This is a genomic window from Micromonospora sp. CA-248212 (assembly GCF_050948405.1).
Classification (GTDB): Bacteria; Actinomycetota; Actinomycetes; order Mycobacteriales; family Micromonosporaceae; genus Micromonospora.
Map to the genome: position 1 here is coordinate 6,379,800 of NZ_CP192023.1, position 21,803 is coordinate 6,401,602.

Consider the following 21,803-nt stretch of genomic DNA (forward strand, 5'->3'; position numbering starts at 1 on the left):
TTACGTGGCCCGGCAGCCGTTTTGGCGGAGTACACCATCGCACAGGGGAACGGGGCTTGGCGATAGCTGCCGGCGGTACTCATCTGGTACAAACCACGCGAACCGCTTGTTATTCCCCATCCCGGGCTTCATCGCCCGTTTCCTCCACCATTCCCGCCTCTGACTCTACCGGAGGGTAGCCAACTCGGCTCGCTGAGCCGAGTGCTATGCGGCCAGCTGTCCGATTGCCGAGGCAGCGATGCCGGTCAGCGGCAGCTCAGCGGTCTGCGCGACGGTGAACCAGCCCGCCCGCGCGGTCGAGCCACCGGCGGACTCGGTCACCACGGCGTCGGTGGGGGCGTCCACCAGCACCCGGTAGACCACCCGGACGCCGTGCCAGTCCAACGGACGACCCTCCGGGCCGAGCGCGGCCGGGTTGTGCAGGTTGTCCACGCCGAGCAGCTCCACCACGCGGCCCACCTGACCGCCCTCCTCCACCAGTTCCCGGAGCAGCCCGGTGGTCGGCTGCTCACCGTGATCGGTGCCGCCGCCGGGTAGGTGCCACTTGCCGGCACCGGGGTAGCCGTCGGCGATCTGGGTCAGCAGGATCCGCCCCGCCGGGTCGGTGACCAGCCCGTACGCCCCGAAGCGCAGCCGGCGATCCGGATGCGACGGCGCGGGCGGCTCGGCGGACGGGTACGCGTCGACCGGAAGCGAAACGGCGGGCAGGCCGAGCAGTTCGGCGCTGAACGGCGTCAACGGCAGCTCGGCCACGGCCCCGGGGTCGACCCAACGGGTCTCCACGCCACCGCCGGTGACCTCCGGCACACCGTCAGGTACGGCGAGGTCGAACAGCAAGCGGTCGGTGTGCACCGACGTACCGCCACCCGCGTCGGCGTTCACGTCCGCGACGACAGCCCGCAACCGACCCACCGACGCGCTCGAACCGGTCTGCTCGGTGAACGCGCGCACCACGGCCCGCTCCGGGTGCTCCGCGTGCGCGACAAGCCCTCCCGGCAGCGACCAGGCCCGCGCCCCGCTATCCCGGACAACCAGAAACCGCCCCAGATCCCCCAACAGACCATAGGAACCAACCCGCCGCACCGACTCCACCCCGCCCACGCCCCTACCCCCGTCCCCAACAGCACCCGGTGATCATGAAGTTATCGCCGTCCATCTCGGCGTGTCCTGACAATAACTTCATGATCACCGCGAGGCCGGTGGGCGGGGGCCAGGGTGGGGGTGGGGGTCAGGTTAGTTGGGCTGCTTGGACTGCTTCGGCTGTCACCTCGGTCAGGCGGTCGGTGGGCAGGGCGCCCAACTCCTCGCGGGCGAACCAACGGGCCTCGCAGGTGGAGCCGCCGACGTCGCCGATGATCAGCGGGTTGGGCTGGTCGACCACCACGCGGTAGAAGGCGCGTACGCCGTGCCAGTCGATCGGATAACCCTCCGGACCGAGCGAGGCGGCGTCGCGGTGGCTCGCCACACCGAGCAGCTCGACGAGGCGTCCGGCCTGGCCGGTCTCCTCGACCAGCTCCCGGATGAGCGCCGCGCCGGGCTGCTCGCCGTAGTCGGTGCCGCCGCCGGGCAGGTGCCAGCAGCCGGCGCCCGGGTAGCCGTCGGAGATGCGGGTGAGCAGCACCCGGCCGGCCGGGTCGGTGCACACCGCGTACGCGGCGAAGCGCTGCGCCCGGTGCAGCCCGTCCGGGCCGGGGACCGCGTAGAAGGAGGGGAACTCGGGGGCCTCCTCGGGCACCACGTCGGCCGAGGAGGAGGGGAGGCCGAGAGTGCGGGCGGTGAAGGAGCGCAGCGGCAACTGACGCGCCTCGTCAAGCGTGTACCACCGGGCCAGGTCGGTGGGACGCTCGCCGGCCCGGTCGGCCAGCGTGCCGCCGCGCACCGCCACCCGGTAGATCAGGCGATCGGTGTGGATGGTGATGCCGCGCTCGGGCAGCGCCCGCATGTCGGCGAGCACGTCGGCCAGGCCGGAGACGGCGACCGAGAGGCCCGTCTCGGCGGCGGTCTCGCGGACCACCGTGTGATGGGGGTCCTCGCCGTGGTCGACCGCCCCTCCGGGCAGCGACCAGGTGCCGGGGGTGCCGGAGCGCTCCGATGCGCGGACCAGCAACACTCGGCCGTCTGAATCAGCACAAACTGCGTATGCCGCGATCCTGCGGAGCGGCTCCAGCATGGTGGTCACGGGTCCAAATTCTCCCCGGGCCGCGTTACCGGAACGGAAAAGAGTCGGATTCCTGACTTCTCGCTTCCCGCTCAGGGATCGATCAGGGTAGGGATCCGGGCGGTCACCGAGGGCAGGCCGGGCGTCGACGAGGACCGTGGAGGCATGACACCTACCGCCGCTCCCCAGGCCCCGTACAAGCAGCTCCGGCGACCCACCACCGACCGCATGGTGGCGGGGGTCGCCAGTGGCCTCGGCCGCTACTTCGACGTCGACCCCACCCTGATCCGCGTGGCCTTCGCGGTCACCGGCCTGCTCACCGGCGGGGTCGCGCTGCTCGCGTACCCGATCATGTGGTTCCTGATGCCCGAGGAGCCCACCGGCGCGCCCGCCTGGCCGCACCCGGCGGGCGTCGCGCCGACCGCCGGGTCCGCGCCGGGCGGTCCACCGCCGGGGTACGCCCCGACGCCGCCCTACCCGCCGACGACCCCGCCGGCCGCGTGAGGCCCGCTCACTCCCACTCGATGGTGCCCGGCGGCTTGCTGGTCACGTCCAGCACCACGCGGTTGACCTCGGCGACCTCGTTGGTGATCCGGGTGGAGATCCGGGCGACGACCTCGTAGGGCAGCCGGGACCAGTCGGCGGTCATCGCGTCCTCGCTGGAGACCGGGCGCAGCACCACGGGATGCCCGTAGCTGCGCCCGTCACCCTGCACCCCGACGCTGCGCACGTCGGCGAGCAGCACCACGGGGAACTGCCAGACGCCCCGGTCCAGGCCGGCGGCGGTCAGCTCCGCACGGGCGATCAGGTCGGCCTGACGCAGCAGGTCGAGGCGCTCCCGGTCGACGGCGCCGATGATCCGGATGGCCAGACCGGGGCCGGGGAACGGGTGCCGCCAGACCATCGCCTCGGGCAGGCCGAGCTGGAGGCCGAGCGCCCGGACCTCGTCCTTGAAGAGCGTGCGCAGCGGCTCGACGAGCGCGAACTTCAGGTCCTCCGGCAGGCCGCCGACGTTGTGGTGACTCTTGATGTTGGCGGTGCCGGTGCCGCCGCCGGACTCGACCACGTCCGGGTAGAGGGTGCCCTGGACGAGGAACTCCACGTCACCGTGCGAGGCGATCTCCCGGGCGGCGGCCTCGAAGACCCGGATGAACTCCCGGCCGATGATCTTGCGCTTCTGCTCGGGGTCGGTCACCCCGGCCAGCGCGCCGAGGAACCTCTCCGCCGCGTCGACCACCTTCAGCTTGATGCCGGTGGCGGCGACGTAGTCCTTCTCGACCTGCTCGGCCTCACCGGCGCGCAGCAGGCCGTGGTCGACGAAGACGCAGGTGAGCTGGTCACCGACCGCCCGGTGCACCAGCGCGGCGGCGACCGCCGAGTCCACCCCGCCGGAGAGGCCGCAGATGACCTCCTTGTCGCCGACCTGCGCCCGAATGCGGGCGACCTGCTCGTCGATGATGTTCTCGGGCGTCCAGGTCGGCTCGATGCCGGCGATGTCGTACAGGAAGCGGGTCAGCATCTCCTGGCCGTGCGCCGTGTGCCCGACCTCCGGGTGGAACTGCACGCCGGCCCGGCGGCCGACGATGTCCTCGAAGGCCGCCACGGGCGCACCCGCCGACTCGGCCGTCACCGTGAAGCCCTCGGGGGCCTCCGTGACGCAGTCGCCGTGGCTCATCCAGACCGGCAGATCAGCCGGCAGGTCACGCAGCAGCACACCCGGCTCGGTGAGGCGGGGACGCAGCGGGGTACCGCCGTACTCCCGGCTGCCCGTGTGCGCGACGGTGCCGCCGAGCGCCTGGGCCATCGCCTGGAAGCCGTAGCAGATGCCGAAGACCGGCACGTCGGCCGTGAACAGGCCGGCGTCGATCTGCGGGGCGTCCGGCGCGTACACGCTGGCCGGACCGCCGGAGAGGATGATCGCGGCCGGGTTCTTCGCCAGCATCTCGGCGACCGGCATGGAGTGCGGCACGATCTCGGAGTAGACCTTCGCCTCGCGGACCCGGCGCGCGATGAGCTGGGCGTACTGGGCTCCGAAGTCCACCACGAGGACGGGGCGAGGCAGGCTCATGTGCACAAAGCCTACCGACAGTCACCCCCGGCCCGACCCGCGCCCCACGCACTCGGCGCGGCGGCCGCACCGTCGGCGGTATGCCCCGTGATGTCCGGCGGGGTGGCGACGGCGTCCCGCGTCCCGATACGGTGCGCGACGATCCCCGTGCGGACCGGACGGAGGCGTGCCGATGACCGAGCTGACCATCCGAGCGTTCCGCCCCGAGGACGGCGAGGCACTGTCGGCCCTGGTCGTCCGCTGCCTGCGGGAGGTGAACAGCCGTGACTACCCGGCCGAGCTGATCGACCGGATGTGCGACCACTTCACCGCCGACCGGTTCCGCGACCTCAGTGCCGAGCGGCGGATCTACGTCGCCGAGCAGGACGGACGCCCGGTCGGCACGGTGTCCCGCGACGGCAACAAGGTCTACACCATGTTCGTCGACCCGGACGCGCACGGCCGCGGCGTCGGCCGCCGGTTGATGCGGCACGTCGAGGAGCTGGCCCGGGCCGAGGGGCACGCGTTCATGGAAACGGGCGCCAGCCACACCGGGCACGGGTTCTACCACCGGCTCGGCTACACCGACGTCCGCGTCAGCGACACCGTGTTCGGCGTCAACCACATCCTCCGCCGGCCCCTGTCAGGGGCGTAGGGCGGCCGGGGCGTCCGCGGGCACGGCCGGCGTGCGCGGGGGTACGGCCGGCAGCCGTCGGTACGGATCTCCGAGTGGGGGCCGGGGGTCCTCGTCGCCCCGGTTGGGCCAGAAGGACATCGCCCGCTCCGCCTGCGCGGTGATCGTCAGCGACGGGTTGACCCCGAGGTTGGCGGAGACGGCCGCGCCGTCGACCACGTGCAGGCCCGGATGGCCGTACACGCGGTGCCAGGGGTCGACCACCCCGTCGGCCGGGGTGGCGCCGATCACCGCCCCGCCCAGGATGTGCGCGGTGACCGGGATGTCGAACGGCTCGGTGAGCGAGCCGCCGGGCGTACCGCCGATCTCCTCGGCGAGCAGTCGGGTGGCGGTGTTGCCGGCCGGGATCCACGTCGGGCTCGGGGTACCGTGCCCCGGCCCCGCGACCAGGCGGCGGCCCCACGGACCGCGCCGCCAGCGGGTGGTCAACGAGTTGTCCACCGACTGCATCACCAGGGCGATCACCGTCCGCTCCGACCAGCCGCGCACGGTCAGCATCCGCGCGGCCAGGCGCGGCTGCCGGACGATGCTGCCCAGCCAGCGCCGGACCCGGTGCGGCCCGCCGTCGACCAGCAGCGACTGGAGCAGGCCCATGGCATTCGAGCCGCGGCCGTAGCGGACCGGTTCGATATGGGTCTGCGGATCGGGGTGGAACGAACTGGTGATCGCCACCCCCTCGGTGAAGTCGGTCCGCTCCCGTCGGGCCCGTCGCCGGGGGATCGACGCGCCGAGGATCGCCTCGGAGTTGGTCCGGGTCAACGCGCCCAGCCGGTCCGACAGGCGCGGCAACGCCCCGGTGGCCTTCATCTCGTGCAGCAGCCGCTGCGTGCCGAGCGCCCCGGCCGCGAAGACCACCTGGTCGGCGTGGATGACCTGCCGCCGTCGGCGCAACCACGCCCCGGTGCGCTCGGTGTGCACCTCGTACCCGCCACCGGCGGCCGGCCGGACGGCCGTCACCGTGGTCAGCGGGTGCACGGTGGCGCCCAGCCGCTCGGCGAGCCAGAGGTAGTTCTTGGCCAACGTGTTCTTGGCGCCGTGCCGGCAGCCGGTCATGCACGAGCCGCAGTGCAGACAGCCGGTGCGCTGCGGGCCGACGCCACCGAAGTAGGGGTCGGCGACGCGTTCACCCGGACGACCGATGTGCACGCCGACCGGGGTGGCGTGGAAGGTGTGCCCCACCCCCATCCGGTCGGCCACCGCCCGCATGGCGCGGTCCGCGCCCGTGTGGACGGGGTACGTGGTGACGCCGAGCATCCGCTTCGCCTGGTCGTAGTGGCGGGCCAGCTCGTCACGCCAGTCCGTGACGTCGCGCCACTGTGGATCGCGGTAGAAGGCGTCGAGCGGCTCGTAGAGGGTGTTCGCGTAGACCAGTGACCCGCCGCCCACCCCCGCTCCGGAGAGCACCAGCACGCCGCCGCCGGACCGGCCGGCGGCCGAGCGGAGCAGGGTGAGCCGCTGGATGCCGTAGCAGCCCAGCTTCGGCGCCCAGAGGAACCGGCGCAGACGCCACGACGTCTGCGGGAACTCGTCGTCGGCGAAGCGGCGGCCCGCCTCGACGACACCGACCGAATAGCCCTTCTCCGCCAGCCGCAGGGCGGTGACGCCGCCGCCGAAGCCGGACCCGATGACGACCACGTCGTACCGCATGGACGCATCATTACTCGCGAGTAGCGCTCGCGCCAGCGCCCGTTTTCGCGCGATCATGCACCGGCCGACCGACCCGTCGCCTCCCGGCCACAACCCGGAGCACCCGTCGGAGCGTTGTTCCGGATACGGGTGGAAGGAAGCACACGATGATCCTGGGGTCGATGGAGCCGCGCCGACGCTGGCTGCTGCTCGGGCTGGCGGCGCTCGCCGTCGTGGCGTTGGTCGTCGGCGGAGCGACGGTGATCATGCGGCTGAGCGGCGACGACAAGCCCGCCAGCACCCCGCTGGCCGGCTCGCCGAGCCCGTCGCCGGCCGCCCCACCCACCCCGAGCCCGACCGGCCCGCCGCCGGGCGCGAACATCAGCGGCCCGTTGACGCTGCTGCTGGTCGGCGTGGACACCCGGGTCAGCGTGCCGGGCTGGGAGCCGCACTCCGACGCCGTCCTGGTGCTGCACGTGCCGAAGGGCCTGGGCCGGGCGTACCTCTTCTCGCTCCCCCGCGACCTGCTGGTGGACATCCCGCCGTTCCCCAAGGCCGGCTACAAGGGCGGCAAGACCAAGCTCACCCACTCGATGAGCTTCGGCAGCCGGGTGCCGGGCAAGCCCAAGCAGCCGAGCACGGCCCAGGGGTACGAACTGCTGCGCAGCACGGTCAGCGGCTACACCGGGCTGCGGATCGACGCGGGCGCCGTGCTCACCTTCGGCGGGTTCGACAAGCTGGTGAACGCCCTCGGCGGGGTGGACATCTACGTCGACCAGCGGGTCGCGTCCCTGCACCGCAAGCCGGACGGCAAGTACCGGGACAGCGCCCCCGGCGGCTACACCGGCCCGCAGAAGGTCTACGAGAAGGGCGAACAGCACCTCAATGGCTGGCAGGCACTGGACTACGCCCGGCAGCGCTACATCACCGGCGGCGACTACGCCCGCCAGCGTCACCAGCAGCAACTCGTCAAGGCCCTGACCCGCAAGATCCTCGACGAGGGCCTGGCCCGGCAGCCCGAGCGGGTCGACCAGGTGGTCGCCGCCCTGGGCGACACCCTGGTGTACGTGGGCGGCGACCGGATCGTCGACCTGGCGTACGCCCTCAGCGGGGTGCCGGAGAACCAGTTCACCCTGGTCGGGCTGCCCGGCTCCGGCGTCGGCAAGGGCAGCGCCTACCGGGGCGAACAGCTCACCAGCGAGGGGCGGACGTTCATCACCGAACTCCGGGCCGGTCGCGCCGACGCGTACCTGAAGGCCCACCCCAAACTGGTGGTCAAGAACTGAGCCCGGCCCCCGCCCCGCCCGGTGGGGCGGGCGGGGGCGTGGGCGGGGTCAGAGCTTCTTGGGCTGGGCGGGCTTCTTGGTGCCGAAGAGCCACGCGTCGAAGAGCGCGTCGAGCTGCTTGCCGGAGATCCGCTCGGCGAGGGCCACGAACTCGGCGGTGGTGGCGACACCGTTGCGCTTCTCCGCCGCCCACGTCTTGACGATCTCGAAGAACGCCTTGTCACCGACGGCCACCCGCAGCGCGTGCAGGGTCATTCCGCCGCGCTGGTAGACCGACTCGCTGAACAGGTCCTTCACGCCCGGCTTGCCCGGCGGGGTCTTCCACACCGTGGCGGGCACCCGCTGGTACCGGATGTCGAAGGCCTGCTTGGCGGTGTACTCCTTGGTGTGCTCCGCCCACAGCCACTCCGCGTACGTCGCGAAGCCCTCGTTGAGCCAGATGTCCTCCCACTTGGCCAGCGCCACGCTGTCGCCGAACCACTGGTGGGCCAGCTCGTGGGCGACCACCTCGGTGTTCTCGCCCCGCCGGAAGAAGCCGGCCGAGTAGACCGGGCGGCTCTGCGTCTCCAGCGCGTACGCGATCCGGCTGTCCGAGACCACCACGCCGCCGTACGCGTCGAACGGGTACGGCCCGAAGACGGTCTCCAGGTAGTCGGCCACCTTGACGGTCTTCGCGATCGACGCGTCGGAGGCGCCCTTGGCCACCTTCGTGGTGACCGCGCTGTACACCGGCTTGCCCTTGTGCTGGCCCGTGGTGATCCGGAACTTGCCGATCACCACGTTGCTCAGGTAGCTGGCCATCGGCGACTTCTCCGACCACTTCCAGGTGGTCCAGCCATCCGTGGTGGTGCTACCGCCCGGCACGCCGTTGCTGACCGCGGTGATGCCCTGCGGGACGGTGATCTCGAAGTCGTACGCCGCCTTGTCCGACGGGTGGTCGTTGACCGGGAACCAGGTGCTCGCCGACTCGGGCTGACCCAGGGCGATGGCGCCGTCGGCGGTGTGCAGGAAACCGCCCTCGCCGAGCAGTTCGTTCTTCAGCGGCTTCGGCACACCCTCGTACGCGATCTCCACCACGAATCCGTTGCCCGTGATGAGGCCGGCCGCCGGCGTGATGACCAGCTCGTTCTTGTTCCGCGTGTGGGTGGCCGGCGCGGCGTCCACGGTGACCGTCGTGACCGTCAGGCCCGCCAGGTCGAGGTTGAAGGTCGACAGGTCCGCCGTCGCCGTGGCCTGCACGGTGGTCGCACCCGTCAACCGGTCCTTCGCCGGGTCGTAGCGCACCTTGACGGTGTACTTCCCGACGTCGTACCCGCCGTTGCCGTAGCTGGGGAAGTAGGCGTCGCCGACTCCGGCCGCACCCGGAGTGAAGTTCCGCGACGGCGTCGGGGACGCGCTCGGCGACGGCGGTGCCGCCTCCGGTGTGGACGAGTCGCATCCGGACAACACGAGCGCCCCGGTCACCAGCAGACCGACGCCCGCCCGCAGCCTGTGCCGCCTACCCCGCATCACGAACCTCCCCGTACACCCGGTGCGGGAGGGCCGCGCCACCCCCGCGCGACCGGCGCTCCTGCCCGATCGCAGGCGGCAGCCTATCGATAGATGATCACAAGGCCGTCACGGCAGGGTCGGTGCCGCGCCGCCCACCAGCCAGGCGTCGAAGAGCGGCCGGAGCTGCCGGTCGGCCACCCGCTCGGCCAGCGCCACGAAGTCCGAGGTGGTGGCGGTGCCGGACGCCCGCTCCGACGTCCAGGTGCGCAGGATGCGGAAGAAGGTGTCGTCACCGACCGTCCGGCGCAGCGCGTGCACGGCGAGCGCGCCGCGCTTGTAGACGGCGGTGCCGAACATCCGCTCCCGGCCCGGCTCGACCGACGGCTCCGACCAGTCGGTCGACGCGTACTGCAGCTCGAAGTTGCGCTGCGCGGTCCGGCCGCCGTCGTGCTCCTCCCACAGCCACTCGGCGTAACTGGCGAAGCCCTCGTTGAGCCAGATGTCGCTCCACCTGCGCAGGGACACGCTGTCGCCGAACCACTGGTGGGCCAGCTCGTGCGCCACCACCCCGGGGTTCGGGTGGTCGCCGGTGAAGAAGGCCGGCCCGTAGACCGGCCGGGACTGCGTCTCCAACGCGTACCCGATCCGCTCGTCGGCGACCACGATCCCGCCGTACGAGTCGAAGGGGTACGGACCGAAGCGGCTGGCCAGGAAGTCGACTATCTCCCCGGTGCGGGCCACCGAGCCGGCCGCGCCACCGTTCGCCGGCAGGCTCGCCGCGACCGCGGTGACCAGCGGCCTTCCGGCGTGGGTGCCGGAGACCACCCGGTAGTTCCCGATCACGAGGGTGCTCAGGTAGCTGGCCATCGGGGTGCGCTCCGACCAGCGCCAGGTCGTCCACCCGTCGGCGCTGCTCCGGGGGCCGGGCACCCCGTTGCTCAACGCGGACAGTCCGTCCGGGACGGTCACCGCGATGTCGTAGCTGGCCTTGTCCGACGGGTGGTCGTTGACCGGGAACCAGGTGGCCGCCGATTCGGGCTGCCCGAGCGCGATGGCCCCGTCGGCGGTGTGCAGGAAACCGCCGCTGCCCAGCACGCCGTCGTCGACGGGGGTGGGCACGCCCGCGTAGTCGACAGTCACCGTGAACGACCGACCGCGCGCGAGCCCGGCGCGTGGGGTCACCACCAGCTCGCCGTCGTCGCGTCGGTGCTGGGCGCGCTTGCCGGCGACGGTGACCCCGTCGACGTTCAGGCCGACCAGGTCCAGGTTGAACCGGGACAGCTTCTGGGTGGCGGTCGCCGTGATGGTGGCCCGACCGGTGAGCCGGTCCGTCCTCGGGTCGTAGCGGACGTCCAGCCCGTAGTGCGTGACGTCGTAGCCCCCGTTACCCCGGCCCGGCACGTACGGGTCACCGGCGTCCACCGCACCGGGCCGGAAGCCGTCGTCGTCGCCCGTGCAGCCGGCCGTGGTCAGCACGACGGCGCAGCTCAGAGCCGTGAGAGTGGCGACCAGCCGACGGCGCGGCGGCGTCAGTCCGCTCCGGACCATGCACCACTCCTTCCGCGCCACCCGGGGTCAGGACCGAGCGTAGCCACCGACCCGCCGACGGATGCCCGAATCGACGGCGAGGGCGTCGACGGTGACGGCGAAGGGCCGGCCCCGCCCGGTGGCGGAGCCGGCCCTTCGGCGACGCGAGCGATCAGCGGTCGAGGACCAGCCCGACCTTCTGGAACTCCTTGAGGTCGCGGTAGCCGCACTTGGCCATGGCCCGACGCAGCCCACCGAACAGGTTGAGCTGGCCGTCCGCCTCGTCCGCCGGCCCGAAGAGCAGCTGCTCCATTGAGCCGATCGGGTCACCGGACACCTCGAAGGCGCCCCGGGGCAGCGACGGGTGGCTGGCCGCCGAGTGCCACCAGGCGCCACCGGCGGGGGCCTCGTCGCAGAGCGACAGCGGCTCACCGAGCATCACCGCGTCCGCGCCGCAGCCGAGCGCCTTGGCGATGTCACCGGAGGTCTGGATGTCACCATCGGCGATCAGGTGCACGTACCGGCCACCGGTCTCGTCCAGGTAGTCACGACGGGCCGCCGCGGCGTCCGCGATGGCGGTGGCCATCGGCACCCGGATGCCCAGCACCGACTCGGTCGTCGACCACTCGTCGCCGCCGATACCCACGATCACGCCGGCCGCGCCGGTCCGCATCAGGTGCAGCGCCGTCTTGTAGTCCGTGCAGCCGCCGACGATCACCGGCAGGTCGAGGTCGGCGATGAACTCCTTGAGGTTCAGCGGCTCGTCGGTCGTCGACACGTGCTCGGCCGAGACGATGGTGCCCTGGATGACCAGGATGTCCACCCCGGCGTCCAGGATCACCGGCGCCAGCGCGAGGGTGTGCTGCGGGGAGACCCGCACCGCCACCGTGCCGCCGCCGGCACGCAGCTCGCGCACCCGCTCGGCGATCAGGTCGGGACGGATCGGCTCCGCGTAGACCTCCTGGAGTCGCTTGGTGGCACGGGCGTCCTCGTCCAGGCCGGCCAGCTCGTCCAGCACCTTCGTCGGGTTTTCGTAGCGGGTCCACAGACCCTCGACGTTGAGCACGCCGAGACCGCCGAGCTGGCCCAACCGGACCGCCGACGACGGACTCATCGTGGCGTCCGAGGGGTGCCCGACACAGGGGATGCCGAACGGGTACGCGTCGAGCTGCCACGCGGTCGAGACGTCGTCGACGTCCCGGGTCCGGCGGCTCGGCACGATGGCGATGTCGTCCAGGTGGTAGCCGCGCTGCGCGGTCTTGCCCAGCCCGATCTCGACCACGTCACGCATGGGGGACTCCAGGTGGTTGGGGGTGGTGGGGTCAGCGGGAGTGGTAGTTGGGCGCCTCGACGGTCATCTGGATGTCGTGCGGGTGGCTCTCCTTGAGCCCGGCCGCGGTGATCCGGATCAGCTGGCCGCGCCGGTGCAGCTCGGGGATGCTCTCCGCGCCGACGTACCCCATGGCGGCCCGCAGCCCGCCGATGAGCTGGTGGGCGACCGCGGACAGCGGGCCCCGGTAGGGCACCTGGCCCTCGACGCCCTCGGGGACCAGCTTGTCCTCGGCGAGAACGTCCTGCTGGAAGTACCGGTCCTTGGAGTACGACTTGGCCTGCCCCCGGGACTGCATCGCGCCGAGCGAGCCCATCCCGCGGTACGCCTTGTACTGCTTGCCGTTGATGAAGATCAGCTCGCCGGGGCTCTCCTCGCAGCCGGCCAGCAGGCTGCCGAGCATCACCGTGTCCGCGCCGGCGACCAGGGCCTTGGCGATGTCGCCCGAGTACTGGATGCCACCGTCACCGATCACCGGCACGCCGGCCGGGCGGGCGGCACGGGCCGCCTCCATGATCGCGGTGATCTGCGGGACGCCAACGCCGGCGACGATCCGGGTGGTGCAGATCGCGCCCGGGCCCACACCCACCTTGATGCCGTCGGCGCCGGCCTCGACCAGCGCCCTCGCGCCGGCGTACGTGGCCACGTTGCCGCCCACGATGTCGATCGTCACGTCCTTCTTGAGCCGGCGGACCATGTCCAGCACGGCCCGCTGGTGCCCGTGCGCCGTGTCCACGATCAGCACGTCGACACCGGCGTCGACCAGCGTGCGCGCCCGCTTGTACGCGTCCTCGCCCACACCCACGGCGGCGGCCACCCGCAGCCGGCCGGCGTCGTCCTTGGTGGCGTTCGGGTACTGCTCGCTCTTGGTGAAGTCCTTCACCGTGATCAGGCCGCGCAGCCGGCCGGAGTCGTCCACGATCGGCAGCTTCTCGACCTTGTGCTGGCGCAGCAGCGCCAGCGCGTCGTCCTTGCTCACCCCGACCCGGGCGGTGACCAGCGGAGTCCGGGTCATGATCTCGCGGACCGGGGTGTCCGGCTCGGTGACGAAGCGCATGTCGCGGTTGGTCACGATGCCGACCAACTGGCCGTTGCCGTCCACCACCGGAACGCCGGAGATGCGGTACCGCCCGCACAGCTCGTCGACCTCGCGCAGCGTGTCGTCCGGGCTGGCGGTCACCGGGTTGGTGATCATGCCGGACTCGGAGCGCTTCACCAGGTCGACCTGGAGCGCCTGGTCCTCCAGGGACAGGTTGCGGTGCAGCACGCCGATGCCACCCTGGCGGGCCATGGCGATCGCCATCCGCGCCTCGGTGACCGTGTCCATGGCGCTGGAGAGCAGCGGGACGGTCAGTTCGACGTTGCGGGTGAGCTTCGTCCGGGTGTTGACCCGGCTGGGCACCACGTCCGACTCGCCCGGCTGGAGCAGCACGTCGTCGAAGGTGAGCCCGAGCGGAACGACCCGGGCCGAGCCGGCGGGCAGCTCGGGCAGGTGGCCGCCCAGGTCGGCGTGCTCGACGCCGGCCGGAAGATCGGTGCTGGGCGAATTTTCCACGATTGCTCCCCTGAGCTGCTCGGATGGGCTTCAGCGAGGTGGCGCGGGCGGGCACCGGAACACGCCACGGTGCCGGCACGTCGTCCCATCGTACCCAGTGACCTGCGCGACCTGGATCGGCGGCGGTTGCCTCGGCGCGGTGCCCGGGGGCGGACGTTCCCGCCGCGTTGGGTCTACGGTGAGGGGGTGCACGACGAGCCCATCGACCCGTTCAACGGCGACCCGGCCGACCCGACCGCGGGGCTGGACGATCCGGGCGACGACGCGACGCCGGATCCACTGACCGACGTCGAGCGACAGGACGTGCTGGAGGACCTCGCCGATCTGGAGATCTACCAGGCCCTGCTGGCGCCCATCGGGGTGCGCGGGCTGGTCATCGAATGCGAGGACTGCCGGGAGCCGCACTACTTCGACTGGGACCTGCTGCGGGGCAACCTGCGGCACCTGCTCAACTCGGGGCGGCCCCGCGTGCACGAGCCGGCGTACGACCCGGATCCGGACCACTACGTGACCTGGGACTACGCCCGTGGGTACGCCGACGGGGTGCACGACACCCTGACCGAGGGCACCGAGGACGAGCCGGACCCGGGCGCCGCCCCCACCGACTGAGGTTCCGCCGGCCCCGGGCGCTCCCGAAGACCGCTCAAGATCGTGCTGGAACAAGGAAGTAGTGGCCCCGCCGCGCCGGGAGGCCACTACTTTCCGGTTCGAGCACGATCTTGAGCGGGTCGCGGCGGGCTGCGGCGGGTCGCGGCGGGCTGCGGCGGGCTGCGGCGGGCTGCGGCGGGCTGCGGCGTCAGGAGACCAGGCCGGCCCGGAAGCCGGCGGCGACCGCGTGGGCGCGGTCCCGGGCGCCGAGCTTGCGGAACAGCCGGCGCGCGTGTGTCTTGACGGTGTCCTCCGAGACGAACAGTTCCCGGCCGATCTCCGCGTTGCTCTTGCCCTCGGCCATGCCCAGCAGCACCTGGAGTTCCCGTTCGGTGAGCCCGATCGACGACCGGCCGCCACGAACGCCCGCGCCGGGCCGGATGGCGTCGGACTGCCCGGTGGCGGTCCCGTCGGTCGCCGCCTCGACCTCGTCGTCGCCCCGCTGCACGGGTACCGAGGCGACGCCCGCCGGCCCGTCGCCGGTCGCGGCGGTCCAGCCGGGCTCTGCGGCGCCGCGTACCGACGGAGTGGAACGGGCCGAGCCGCCGACCGCCGCCGCATCCCGCGCCGGGTCGGTGACCCGCTGCCGGGAGGCCCGGCCGGGCGCGGTCAACAGGAGCAGGGCCTTCGCCACCGCGCTGGTGAGGTCGTGGTCGGCGTTCTGGATCAGCCCACGGGCGCCGGCGCTGATGGTGGCGGCCGCCGCCTCGGATTCCTCGGCGCCGAGCAGCACGACCGCGGCCTGCGGCGCGCGGGCCAGCACCCGACGGACGAAGCCCGCGCTGTCCGGCCGGGTGAGGGCCGTGTCGGCCAGAACCACGTCGGCCGGTCGTTCGGCCAGTCGCAGCATCACCTCGGGATCGGAGACGGCGGTACGAACGATCGCGGACAGACCCAGCCGCGCGGCAGCAGAAGTGAGGTGCTGAGCCGCGAGCGGTGTCCGAACGCACACAAGAACGGTACGCACTGTGATGGTCTCCTCTCCGCACACGAGCAGACCATGACGAGGTCGGCTGGGGAGGAGGTTCCCGGCAATCATCTGAACTTTTCCGACAGATGGGGCAAAAGCCGCAAGTTGTCGGGGGTTTTCGATCACAGAAGTGTGAGCCGGCAACGACCCGGGTACCGGGGGGTCCAGGCCGGGAACGGTGCGCCTGCGCGGCCCGCCGCCCGGAAGCCGGCCACAAGCATTCTCGCGGTGCCGCGCGGGAGGAGGGGTGCTGATGTCGAACGTACGTAGACTGCCCGGACCCATCGTCGACCTCTGGGACTGGCAGCGGCTCGGTGCCTGCCGGGGCCGGGACAGCGCGCAGTTCTTCCACCCGGACGGGGAGCGCGGATCCTCGCGGCTGCGGCGGGAGTCCTCGGCCAAGTCGGTCTGCCGCGCCTGCCCGGTCCGCGCCGAGTGCGCCGCACACGCGCTGTCGGTCCGCGAGCCGTACGGCGTGTGGGGCGGCTTCAGCGAGTCGGAGCGGCTGCGCCTGCTCGCCGTCGGCTGGGAGGACCTGGCGGACCGCCGGCAGATCCGGGTCGACGTGGCCCGCCTGGAGGCGCGCCTGGGTCGCCCGCACAAGTCGACGGTCCCCGCCCAGCGCAACGTCGCCTGACCCCACACACCACCCCGACACCGCGAACCGCGCCCCCGCCCAGCGGGAGCGCGGTTCCCGCGTACCCACCCCACCCAACCCCGACCCCGGTGATCATGAAGTTGTTGCCCCCGACACGCCGTCAGGGTGGCAACAACCTCATGATCACCGGGCCGAGGGGTGGGGGTGGGTGGGGTTAGTGGACGTTTACCGGGACGGTGTGCCAGCCGGTGGCGCCGTCGGGGGCGACGCTCTGGGTGCGCTCGGTCTGGGTCTCGCCGGTCGCGTCCGTGGCCCGGACCTGAAGGCGGTGCTCGCCCGGCGTGGCGTCCCAGCGCCAGGACCACTGGACCCAGGTGTCCACCGACACCGTCGGGGCCAGCGCCGCCTCCTGCCAGGGGCCGTCGTCGACGCGTACCTCGACCCGGCTGATGCCCCGGTGCTGCGCCCAGGCCACACCGGCCACCGTCACCGGGCCGGCGGTCAGCTTGTTGCGCCGTCGTGGCGCGTCGATCCGCGACTGGGTCTTGATCGGCCCCTGGGCCGACCAACCGCGTGGCACCCAGTACGCGTCGAAGTCGGCGAAGCGCGTCAACTCCAGCTCGGTCACCCACTTGCAGGCCGACACGTAGCCGTAGAGACCGGGCACCACCATCCGCACCGGGAAGCCGTGCTGGACCGGCAGCGGTTCGCCGTTCATGCCGATCGCCAGCAGCGCGTCCCGCCCGTCGCGCAGGGCGGCGGTGGGGGTGCCGCAGGTCCAGCCGTCGACCGACCGGCCGACGACCTGGTCGGCGTCCTCGTCCGGCTGGGCCTCGTCCAGCAGTTCCCGCAGCGGTACGCCGAGCCAGCGCGCGTTGCCGATCAGGTCCCCGCCGACCTCGTTGGAGACGCAGGCCAGCGTGACGTACCGCTCGACCAGCGGCCGGGCCAGCAGGTCCGCGTAGCTGTAGGTGCGCTCGGTACCCACCCGGCCGTGAATGCGCAGCCGCCAGGTGTCCGGGTTCACCTGCGGCACCACCAGGGCGGTGTCGATCCGGTAGAACCCGGAGTTCGGGGTGACGTACGGCGCGAGCTGGGCCAGGGACAGGTCCGCTCCCGCGGGCACGGCCGGCGCGGGGACGGCCGGGGCGGGGAGCCGGATCGCGTCCCGGGCGGCCGAGACGCCCCGCCGCCCGGCCAGCCAACGGCCGCCGAGACCGGCCACGGCCGCCGTACCGAGCAGCACTCCGGTGCCGGTGAGGAACCGTCGGCGCGACTCCGGGTCGACACCCTCGACCGGCGCGGCCGGCGTCACCGGCGTGGGTGGGTCCCACGGCCAGGGTTCCAGCTCGAACGGGCCGGCGATGAACAGCCAGAGCACCAGGGCGCCGAGCCCGCCGCCGACCAGCGACGGCAGCGCGTCGAAGACGTCCGCGCCGGGGCGGGTCAGCGCGGCGGCCACACCGACGGCGCCGAACGCCGCGATACCGGCCAGGCCCAGGGCCAGCCGCCGGATCGCCAGCATTCCGAACAGGGCCGCGAACCCACCCAGCAGCAGGGCCGTTCCGGTCAGCAGGGCGATCTTGTCGGCGGTGCCGAAGACGTCGATGGCGAACTGCTTGATCGGCTCGGGAACGGCGTCGACGACCACCCCGCCGACCGCGACCAGTGGCGCCGACCGGGGGCCGGTCAGCACCGCCACCGGCTCCGCGGTGCCGATCGCGACGGCGGCGGCGGTGACTCCGGCCAGCGCGGCGTACCGCCGCGACGTCGTGCTCATCGGCCCAGTGTGCGCGATCATCTCGGCCGATCGCCAACGACGTCATCGCTTGGTAATGCTCGCCCGACGAAACCGGGGCACACCGCCGTACGGCGGTGTGCCCCGGAACGGGTGTCGCTACCGGGTCAGAAGCCCGGGCCGTGCTGGTGGCCGTGGCCGTGGCCGTGCCCGCCACCGGCGGCGGCCGGCTCGGGCTGCTCCGGCTTCTCCACCACGAGGCTCTCCGTGGTGAGTAGCAGGCCGGCGATCGACGCGGCGTTGGTGACGGCGTTGCGGGTCACCTTCACCGGGTCGATGATGCCGGACTTGACCAGGTCGCCGTACTCGCCGGTGGCCGCGTCGAGGCCGTTGCCCCACTGCATGCCGGCGACCTTCTGGGTCACGACGTAGCCGTCGTGGCCGGCGTTCTGCGCGATCCAGCGCAGCGGCTCGACCAGCGCCTTGCGCACGATCGAGACGCCGACCTTCTCCTCGCCGGTGAAGCCCAGGTCGTCGTCGAGCACGGGGAGGATCTGCACCAGGGCGGCGCCGCCGCCGGGCACGGTGCCCTCCTCGACCGCGGCCTTGGTCGCCGCGATGGCGTCCTCGATGCGGTGCTTGCGCTCCTTCATCTCGACCTCGGTCGCCGCACCCACCTTGATCACGGCGATGCCGCCGGAGAGCTTGGCCAGCCGCTCGGCCAGCTTCTCCCGGTCCCAGTCGGAGTCGGAGGCCTCGATCTCCTTGCGGATCTGGGCCACCCGGTCGTCGACCTCGGTCTTCTGGCCGCCGCCGTCGACGATCGTGGTGTTCTCCTTGTCGACCACGACGCGCCGGGCGGTGCCGAGCACCTCCAGGCCGACCTGGTCGAGCTTGTAGCCCAGCTCCGGGGCGACCAGCTCGGCGCCCGTGGAGATCGCGATGTCCTGGAGCATGGCCTTGCGCCGGTCGCCGAAGCCCGGGGCCTTGACCGCGCAGACCTTGAGGGTCTTGCGCAGCGAGTTGACCACCAGGGTGGAGAGCGCCTGGCCGTCCACGTCCTCGGCGATGATCAGCAGGGGCTTGCTGTTCTGCAGGACCTTCTCCAGCAGCGGCAGCAGCTCCTCGATCGCCGAGATCTTCTGGGTGGTGACCAGGATGTACGCGTCCTCGAGGACGGACTCCTGACCCTCCAGGTCGGTGACGAAGTTCGGCGAGATGAAGCCCTTGTCGAACTGGAGACCCTCGGTCACGTCCAGCTCGGTGGTGAGCATCGAGCCCTCCTCGACGGTGATGACACCGTCGCGGCCGACCCGCTCCATCGCCTCGGCGATCAGCTCGCCGATGGTGGCGTCCTGCGCGGAGATCGTCGCCACGTTCGCGATCGACTCCTTGCCGGCGACCTCGACGGCCTTGCCGAGCAGCGCCTCGGAGACCTTGGCGGCCGCCGCGTCGATGCCCCGCTTGAGGCCGGCCGGGTTGGTCCCGGCGGTCACGTTGCGCAGGCCCTCACGGACCATCGCCTGCGCCAGCACGGTCGCGGTGGTGGTCCCGTCGCCGGCGACGTCGTTGGTCTTGGTCGCCACCTCCTTGACCAGCTGCGCGCCGAGGTTCTCGTAGGGGTTGGTGAGCTCGATCTCCTTCGCGATGGTCACGCCATCGTTGGTGATCGTCGGCGCACCGAACTTCTTGTCCAGGACGACGTTGCGCCCGCGCGGGCCGAGGGTGACCTTGACCGCGTCAGCGAGGGCGTTGACACCGTGCTCCAGCAGGTGTCGGGCGTCGTCCGAGAAGCTGAGGATCTTCGCCATGAATGTCCCTTCGAAGCGCCGCTGCCCCGGCCCGGCGAGCCGGACCGGGGCAGCGACACTGATCGGTTGCTTACTTCTCGATGACCGCGAGGACGTCGCGGGCGGAGAGCACCAGGTACTCCTCGCCGGCGTACTTGACCTCGGTGCCGCCGTACTTCGAGTAGAGGACGGTGTCGCCGACCTGCACGTCAACCGGAACCCGGTTGCCGTTGTCGTCGACGCGCCCCGGACCGACAGCGAGGACGGTGCCCTCCTGCGGCTTCTCCTTGGCGGTGTCGGGGATCACGATGCCCGACGCCGTGGTGGTCTCAGCCTCGTTCGCCTGGACCACGATGCGGTCCTCGAGCGGCTTGATCGCAACCTTGGTCGCGGTAGTCACGGGCATACCCTCCTGGGGTACTGGTTTCGTTGCTGGCCAGCGGGGCTGACCAGCGTCAATCTGCCTCATGCCACCGGGCGGGGCCGTCGTCGCGGGTGCCGGTCCGCCTGGCGTGCGCACCCGGGTCGCGAGACCCGGAAGCTGGCACCCTCAGGGTGAGAGTGCTAATCGCAGGTTATTCCGTGGCTAGCACTCCGTCAAGGAGAGTGCCAGCGCGTCGCGCCCCGCCAGCGGTATTTTCCCCTCGGTCGGGAGAATGGGCAGGTGGATCTCGATCAGTTGGCGGCACTGCGTACCCCCGAGGGGTCGGCCGCCCTCACGGCGGCGGCCGAGCTGGCCGGCGGCGATCCACTGGCCGCGGCGTCGGCGCTCCGCGCGGCCGGGGTGCCGCCGACGCTGGCGGCGGCGGCCCTCACCCAGGCCGAGCTGCGCCACCGGGCGGTGGGCAAGTTCGGCCCGGCCGCCGCCGGGATGTTCCTCACCCGCCCCGGCCTGGAACAGGCCACCCGCCGGGTGGTCGCCGACCGGCGGGCCGCCCGGCTGCACGCGGCCGGCGTGCGCACCCTGGCCGATCTCGGGTGCGGCCTCGGCGCGGACGCGCTGGCCGCCGCCCGTGCCGGCATCCGGGTGTACGGGGTCGAGGCCGACCCGGTGACCGCGGCGATGGCCGCCGCCAACGCCGCCGCCGCCGGGCTGGCCGACCTGTTCACGGTCGAGTGCGGCGACGCGACCGCGTTCGACGTGTCGCGGGTGGACGGCGTCTTCTGCGACCCGGCCCGACGGGCCACCGGCACCGGCCGACGGATCTTCGACCCGCGCGCCTACTCGCCGCCCTGGGACTTCGTCACCGGCCTCGCCGAGCGGGTGCCCCGCACGGTGGTGAAGGTGGCGCCGGGCCTGGATCACGCGCTCATCCCGGCTGGCGCGGAGGCGGAGTGGGTCGGCGTGGACGGCGACCTGGTCGAGGCGGCGCTCTGGTGCGGCGAACTGGCCGAGGTGCCCCGCCGCGCCAGCGTGTACCGGAGGGAGATCCACCAGCTCACCGGCTCGGGCGACACGGAGGCGCCGGTCGGACCCCCGCGCCGCTACCTGTACGACCCGGACCCGGCGGTGGTCCGGGCGCACCTCGTCGCCGAGCTGGCCGCGGAGCTGGACGCCACCCTTGCCGACCCGAGCATCGCGTACCTCTACGCCGACCAGCCGACCCGCACCCCGTACGCGCGCTGTCTGGAGATCACCGACGTGCTGCCGTTCTCGCTCAAGCGCCTGCGGGCATTGCTGCGCGAGCGTCGGGTGGGTCGGGTGGAGATCCTCAAGCGGGGTTCGGCGCTGACGCCGGAGCAGTTGCGGCGGGACCTGCGCCTGGCCGGCGACCAGGCGGCGAGCCTGGTGCTGACCCGGGTCGCCGGAGCGCCGACCGTGCTGATCGGCCGGCCGGTGGATTAGGTTCGGGGCGTGGCGGGACAGGGCACTCCGGCAACGGCACTACTGGCCAAGCGCGGGATCGCGCACCGCACCCACCCGTACCGGGTGGCACCCGACGCTCCGAACTACGGCGCCCTGGTGGCGGCGGCCCTCGGCGTGGCGCCGGAGCGGGTGTTCAAGTCGCTGGTGACCGAGGTGGACGGCGTCCTCACCGTGGCGGTCGTACCGGTGACCGGTGAGCTGGACCTCAAGGCGCTCGCGGCGGCGGTCGGCGGCAAGCGGGCGGCGCTCGCCGAGCGGACGGTCGCCGAGCGGGCCACCGGCTACGTGCGAGGCGGGATCAGCCCACTCGGGCAGCGGCGGCGACTGCCCACCGTGCTCGACGACTCCGCGCTGGACCTGCCGACGATCCACGTCTCCGCTGGTCGGCGCGGGCTGCAACTCGAACTGGCGGCGGTGGACCTGGTGGCGCTCACGGCGGCCCGCACCGCGCCCTTGCAGGCCCGCTGACCTGTCGTTA

19 protein-coding genes are annotated in these 21,803 nt (G+C 72.4%); 7 read left to right on the forward strand and 12 right to left on the reverse strand.

The window, feature by feature from the left end; all coding sequences use genetic code 11:
• Nucleotides 1-204 precede the first annotated feature (204 nt).
• Together ACQP03_RS29970 and ACQP03_RS29975 are read right to left on the reverse strand one after the other, a co-directional pair.
• Nucleotides 205-1,092: an NUDIX hydrolase gene (locus ACQP03_RS29970; RefSeq protein ID WP_433461228.1), complete on the reverse strand. Its 888-nt coding sequence runs from the start codon at nt 1,090-1,092 to the stop codon at nt 205-207.
• 136 nt (nt 1,093-1,228) lie between these two features.
• Complete coding sequence (locus ACQP03_RS29975; RefSeq protein ID WP_433459269.1) at nt 1,229-2,179, reverse strand: NUDIX hydrolase; 951 nt, start codon at nt 2,177-2,179, stop codon at nt 1,229-1,231.
• 144 nt (nt 2,180-2,323) lie between these two features.
• Between ACQP03_RS29975 and ACQP03_RS29980 the strand changes: the two genes are divergently transcribed.
• Nucleotides 2,324-2,662 carry a PspC domain-containing protein gene (locus tag ACQP03_RS29980; RefSeq protein ID WP_357126286.1) on the forward strand — a complete coding sequence of 113 codons (339 nt, stop codon included), beginning with the start codon at nt 2,324-2,326 and terminating at the stop codon, nt 2,660-2,662.
• Between the two features lie 7 nt (nt 2,663-2,669).
• On the opposite strand, the gene guaA is transcribed toward ACQP03_RS29980, so the two are convergent.
• Nucleotides 2,670-4,226 carry a glutamine-hydrolyzing GMP synthase gene (gene guaA, locus ACQP03_RS29985; RefSeq protein WP_357126288.1) on the reverse strand — a complete coding sequence of 519 codons (1,557 nt, stop codon included), beginning with the start codon at nt 4,224-4,226 and terminating at the stop codon, nt 2,670-2,672.
• 172 nt (nt 4,227-4,398) lie between these two features.
• Here guaA and ACQP03_RS29990 point away from each other — a divergent pair, with 172 nt between their 5' ends.
• The gene (locus tag ACQP03_RS29990) at nt 4,399-4,860 is read left to right on the forward strand and encodes a GNAT family N-acetyltransferase (protein WP_357126291.1); all 462 of its coding nucleotides are present in this window, start codon (nt 4,399-4,401) and stop codon (nt 4,858-4,860) included.
• On the opposite strand, the gene ACQP03_RS29995 is transcribed toward ACQP03_RS29990, so the two are convergent.
• The gene (locus ACQP03_RS29995) at nt 4,849-6,546 is read right to left on the reverse strand and encodes a GMC family oxidoreductase (protein WP_357126295.1); all 1,698 of its coding nucleotides are present in this window, start codon (nt 6,544-6,546) and stop codon (nt 4,849-4,851) included. The two genes, ACQP03_RS29990 and ACQP03_RS29995, sit on opposite strands and share 12 nt — an antisense overlap.
• Before the next feature lie 146 nt (nt 6,547-6,692).
• Between ACQP03_RS29995 and ACQP03_RS30000 the strand changes: the two genes are divergently transcribed.
• The gene (locus ACQP03_RS30000; RefSeq protein WP_396832835.1) at nt 6,693-7,811 is read left to right on the forward strand and encodes an LCP family protein; all 1,119 of its coding nucleotides are present in this window, start codon (nt 6,693-6,695) and stop codon (nt 7,809-7,811) included.
• A 48-nt stretch (nt 7,812-7,859) separates the two neighbouring features.
• Here ACQP03_RS30000 and ACQP03_RS30005 read toward each other — a convergent pair whose 3' ends face one another.
• From ACQP03_RS30005 to guaB, 4 genes are all read right to left on the reverse strand, one after another.
• A complete protein-coding gene (locus ACQP03_RS30005) occupies nt 7,860-9,320 on the reverse strand; it encodes a M1 family metallopeptidase (RefSeq protein ID WP_363660484.1) in 1,461 nt (486 codons plus the stop codon).
• A gap of 108 nt (nt 9,321-9,428) precedes the next feature.
• On the reverse strand, nt 9,429-10,850 hold the full coding sequence (locus ACQP03_RS30010; protein WP_357174442.1) for a M1 family metallopeptidase: 1,422 nt from the start codon (nt 10,848-10,850) through the stop codon (nt 9,429-9,431).
• A 151-nt stretch (nt 10,851-11,001) separates the two neighbouring features.
• Nucleotides 11,002-12,120: a GuaB3 family IMP dehydrogenase-related protein gene (locus ACQP03_RS30015; RefSeq protein WP_357126307.1), complete on the reverse strand. Its 1,119-nt coding sequence runs from the start codon at nt 12,118-12,120 to the stop codon at nt 11,002-11,004.
• A gap of 31 nt (nt 12,121-12,151) precedes the next feature.
• Nucleotides 12,152-13,714 carry an IMP dehydrogenase gene (guaB, locus tag ACQP03_RS30020; protein WP_357126310.1) on the reverse strand — a complete coding sequence of 521 codons (1,563 nt, stop codon included), beginning with the start codon at nt 13,712-13,714 and terminating at the stop codon, nt 12,152-12,154.
• Nucleotides 13,715-13,900: 186 nt separating this feature from the next.
• On the opposite strand from guaB, the gene ACQP03_RS30025 reads away from it, so the two are divergent.
• A complete protein-coding gene (locus tag ACQP03_RS30025) occupies nt 13,901-14,323 on the forward strand; it encodes a DUF5319 domain-containing protein (RefSeq protein WP_357126313.1) in 423 nt (140 codons plus the stop codon).
• Between the two features lie 187 nt (nt 14,324-14,510).
• Here the strand turns inward: ACQP03_RS30025 and ACQP03_RS30030 are convergent, their stop codons facing one another.
• Nucleotides 14,511-15,329: a helix-turn-helix transcriptional regulator gene (locus tag ACQP03_RS30030; protein WP_357126316.1), complete on the reverse strand. Its 819-nt coding sequence runs from the start codon at nt 15,327-15,329 to the stop codon at nt 14,511-14,513.
• Between the two features lie 256 nt (nt 15,330-15,585).
• Between ACQP03_RS30030 and ACQP03_RS30035 the strand changes: the two genes are divergently transcribed.
• Complete coding sequence (locus ACQP03_RS30035) at nt 15,586-15,969, forward strand: WhiB family transcriptional regulator (protein WP_357126320.1); 384 nt, start codon at nt 15,586-15,588, stop codon at nt 15,967-15,969.
• 175 nt (nt 15,970-16,144) lie between these two features.
• On the opposite strand, the gene ACQP03_RS30040 is transcribed toward ACQP03_RS30035, so the two are convergent.
• The 3 genes from ACQP03_RS30040 to groES form a co-directional block, all read right to left on the reverse strand.
• Entirely contained in the window at nt 16,145-17,710 is a 1,566-nt protein-coding gene (locus tag ACQP03_RS30040; protein WP_357396948.1) for a molybdopterin-dependent oxidoreductase, read from the reverse strand.
• Between the two features lie 125 nt (nt 17,711-17,835).
• Entirely contained in the window at nt 17,836-19,479 is a 1,644-nt protein-coding gene (gene groL, locus ACQP03_RS30045; RefSeq protein WP_357126326.1) for a chaperonin GroEL, read from the reverse strand.
• A 70-nt stretch (nt 19,480-19,549) separates the two neighbouring features.
• Nucleotides 19,550-19,864: a co-chaperone GroES gene (gene groES, locus ACQP03_RS30050; RefSeq protein ID WP_030330046.1), complete on the reverse strand. Its 315-nt coding sequence runs from the start codon at nt 19,862-19,864 to the stop codon at nt 19,550-19,552.
• A 258-nt stretch (nt 19,865-20,122) separates the two neighbouring features.
• Here groES and ACQP03_RS30055 point away from each other — a divergent pair, with 258 nt between their 5' ends.
• The gene (locus ACQP03_RS30055; RefSeq protein WP_357174429.1) at nt 20,123-21,304 is read left to right on the forward strand and encodes a THUMP-like domain-containing protein; all 1,182 of its coding nucleotides are present in this window, start codon (nt 20,123-20,125) and stop codon (nt 21,302-21,304) included.
• 9 nt (nt 21,305-21,313) lie between these two features.
• Nucleotides 21,314-21,793 (forward strand): Cys-tRNA(Pro) deacylase, encoded by a 480-nt coding sequence (gene ybaK, locus ACQP03_RS30060; protein ID WP_433459277.1) that lies wholly within the window; start codon nt 21,314-21,316, stop codon nt 21,791-21,793.
• Nucleotides 21,794-21,803 lie beyond the last annotated feature (10 nt).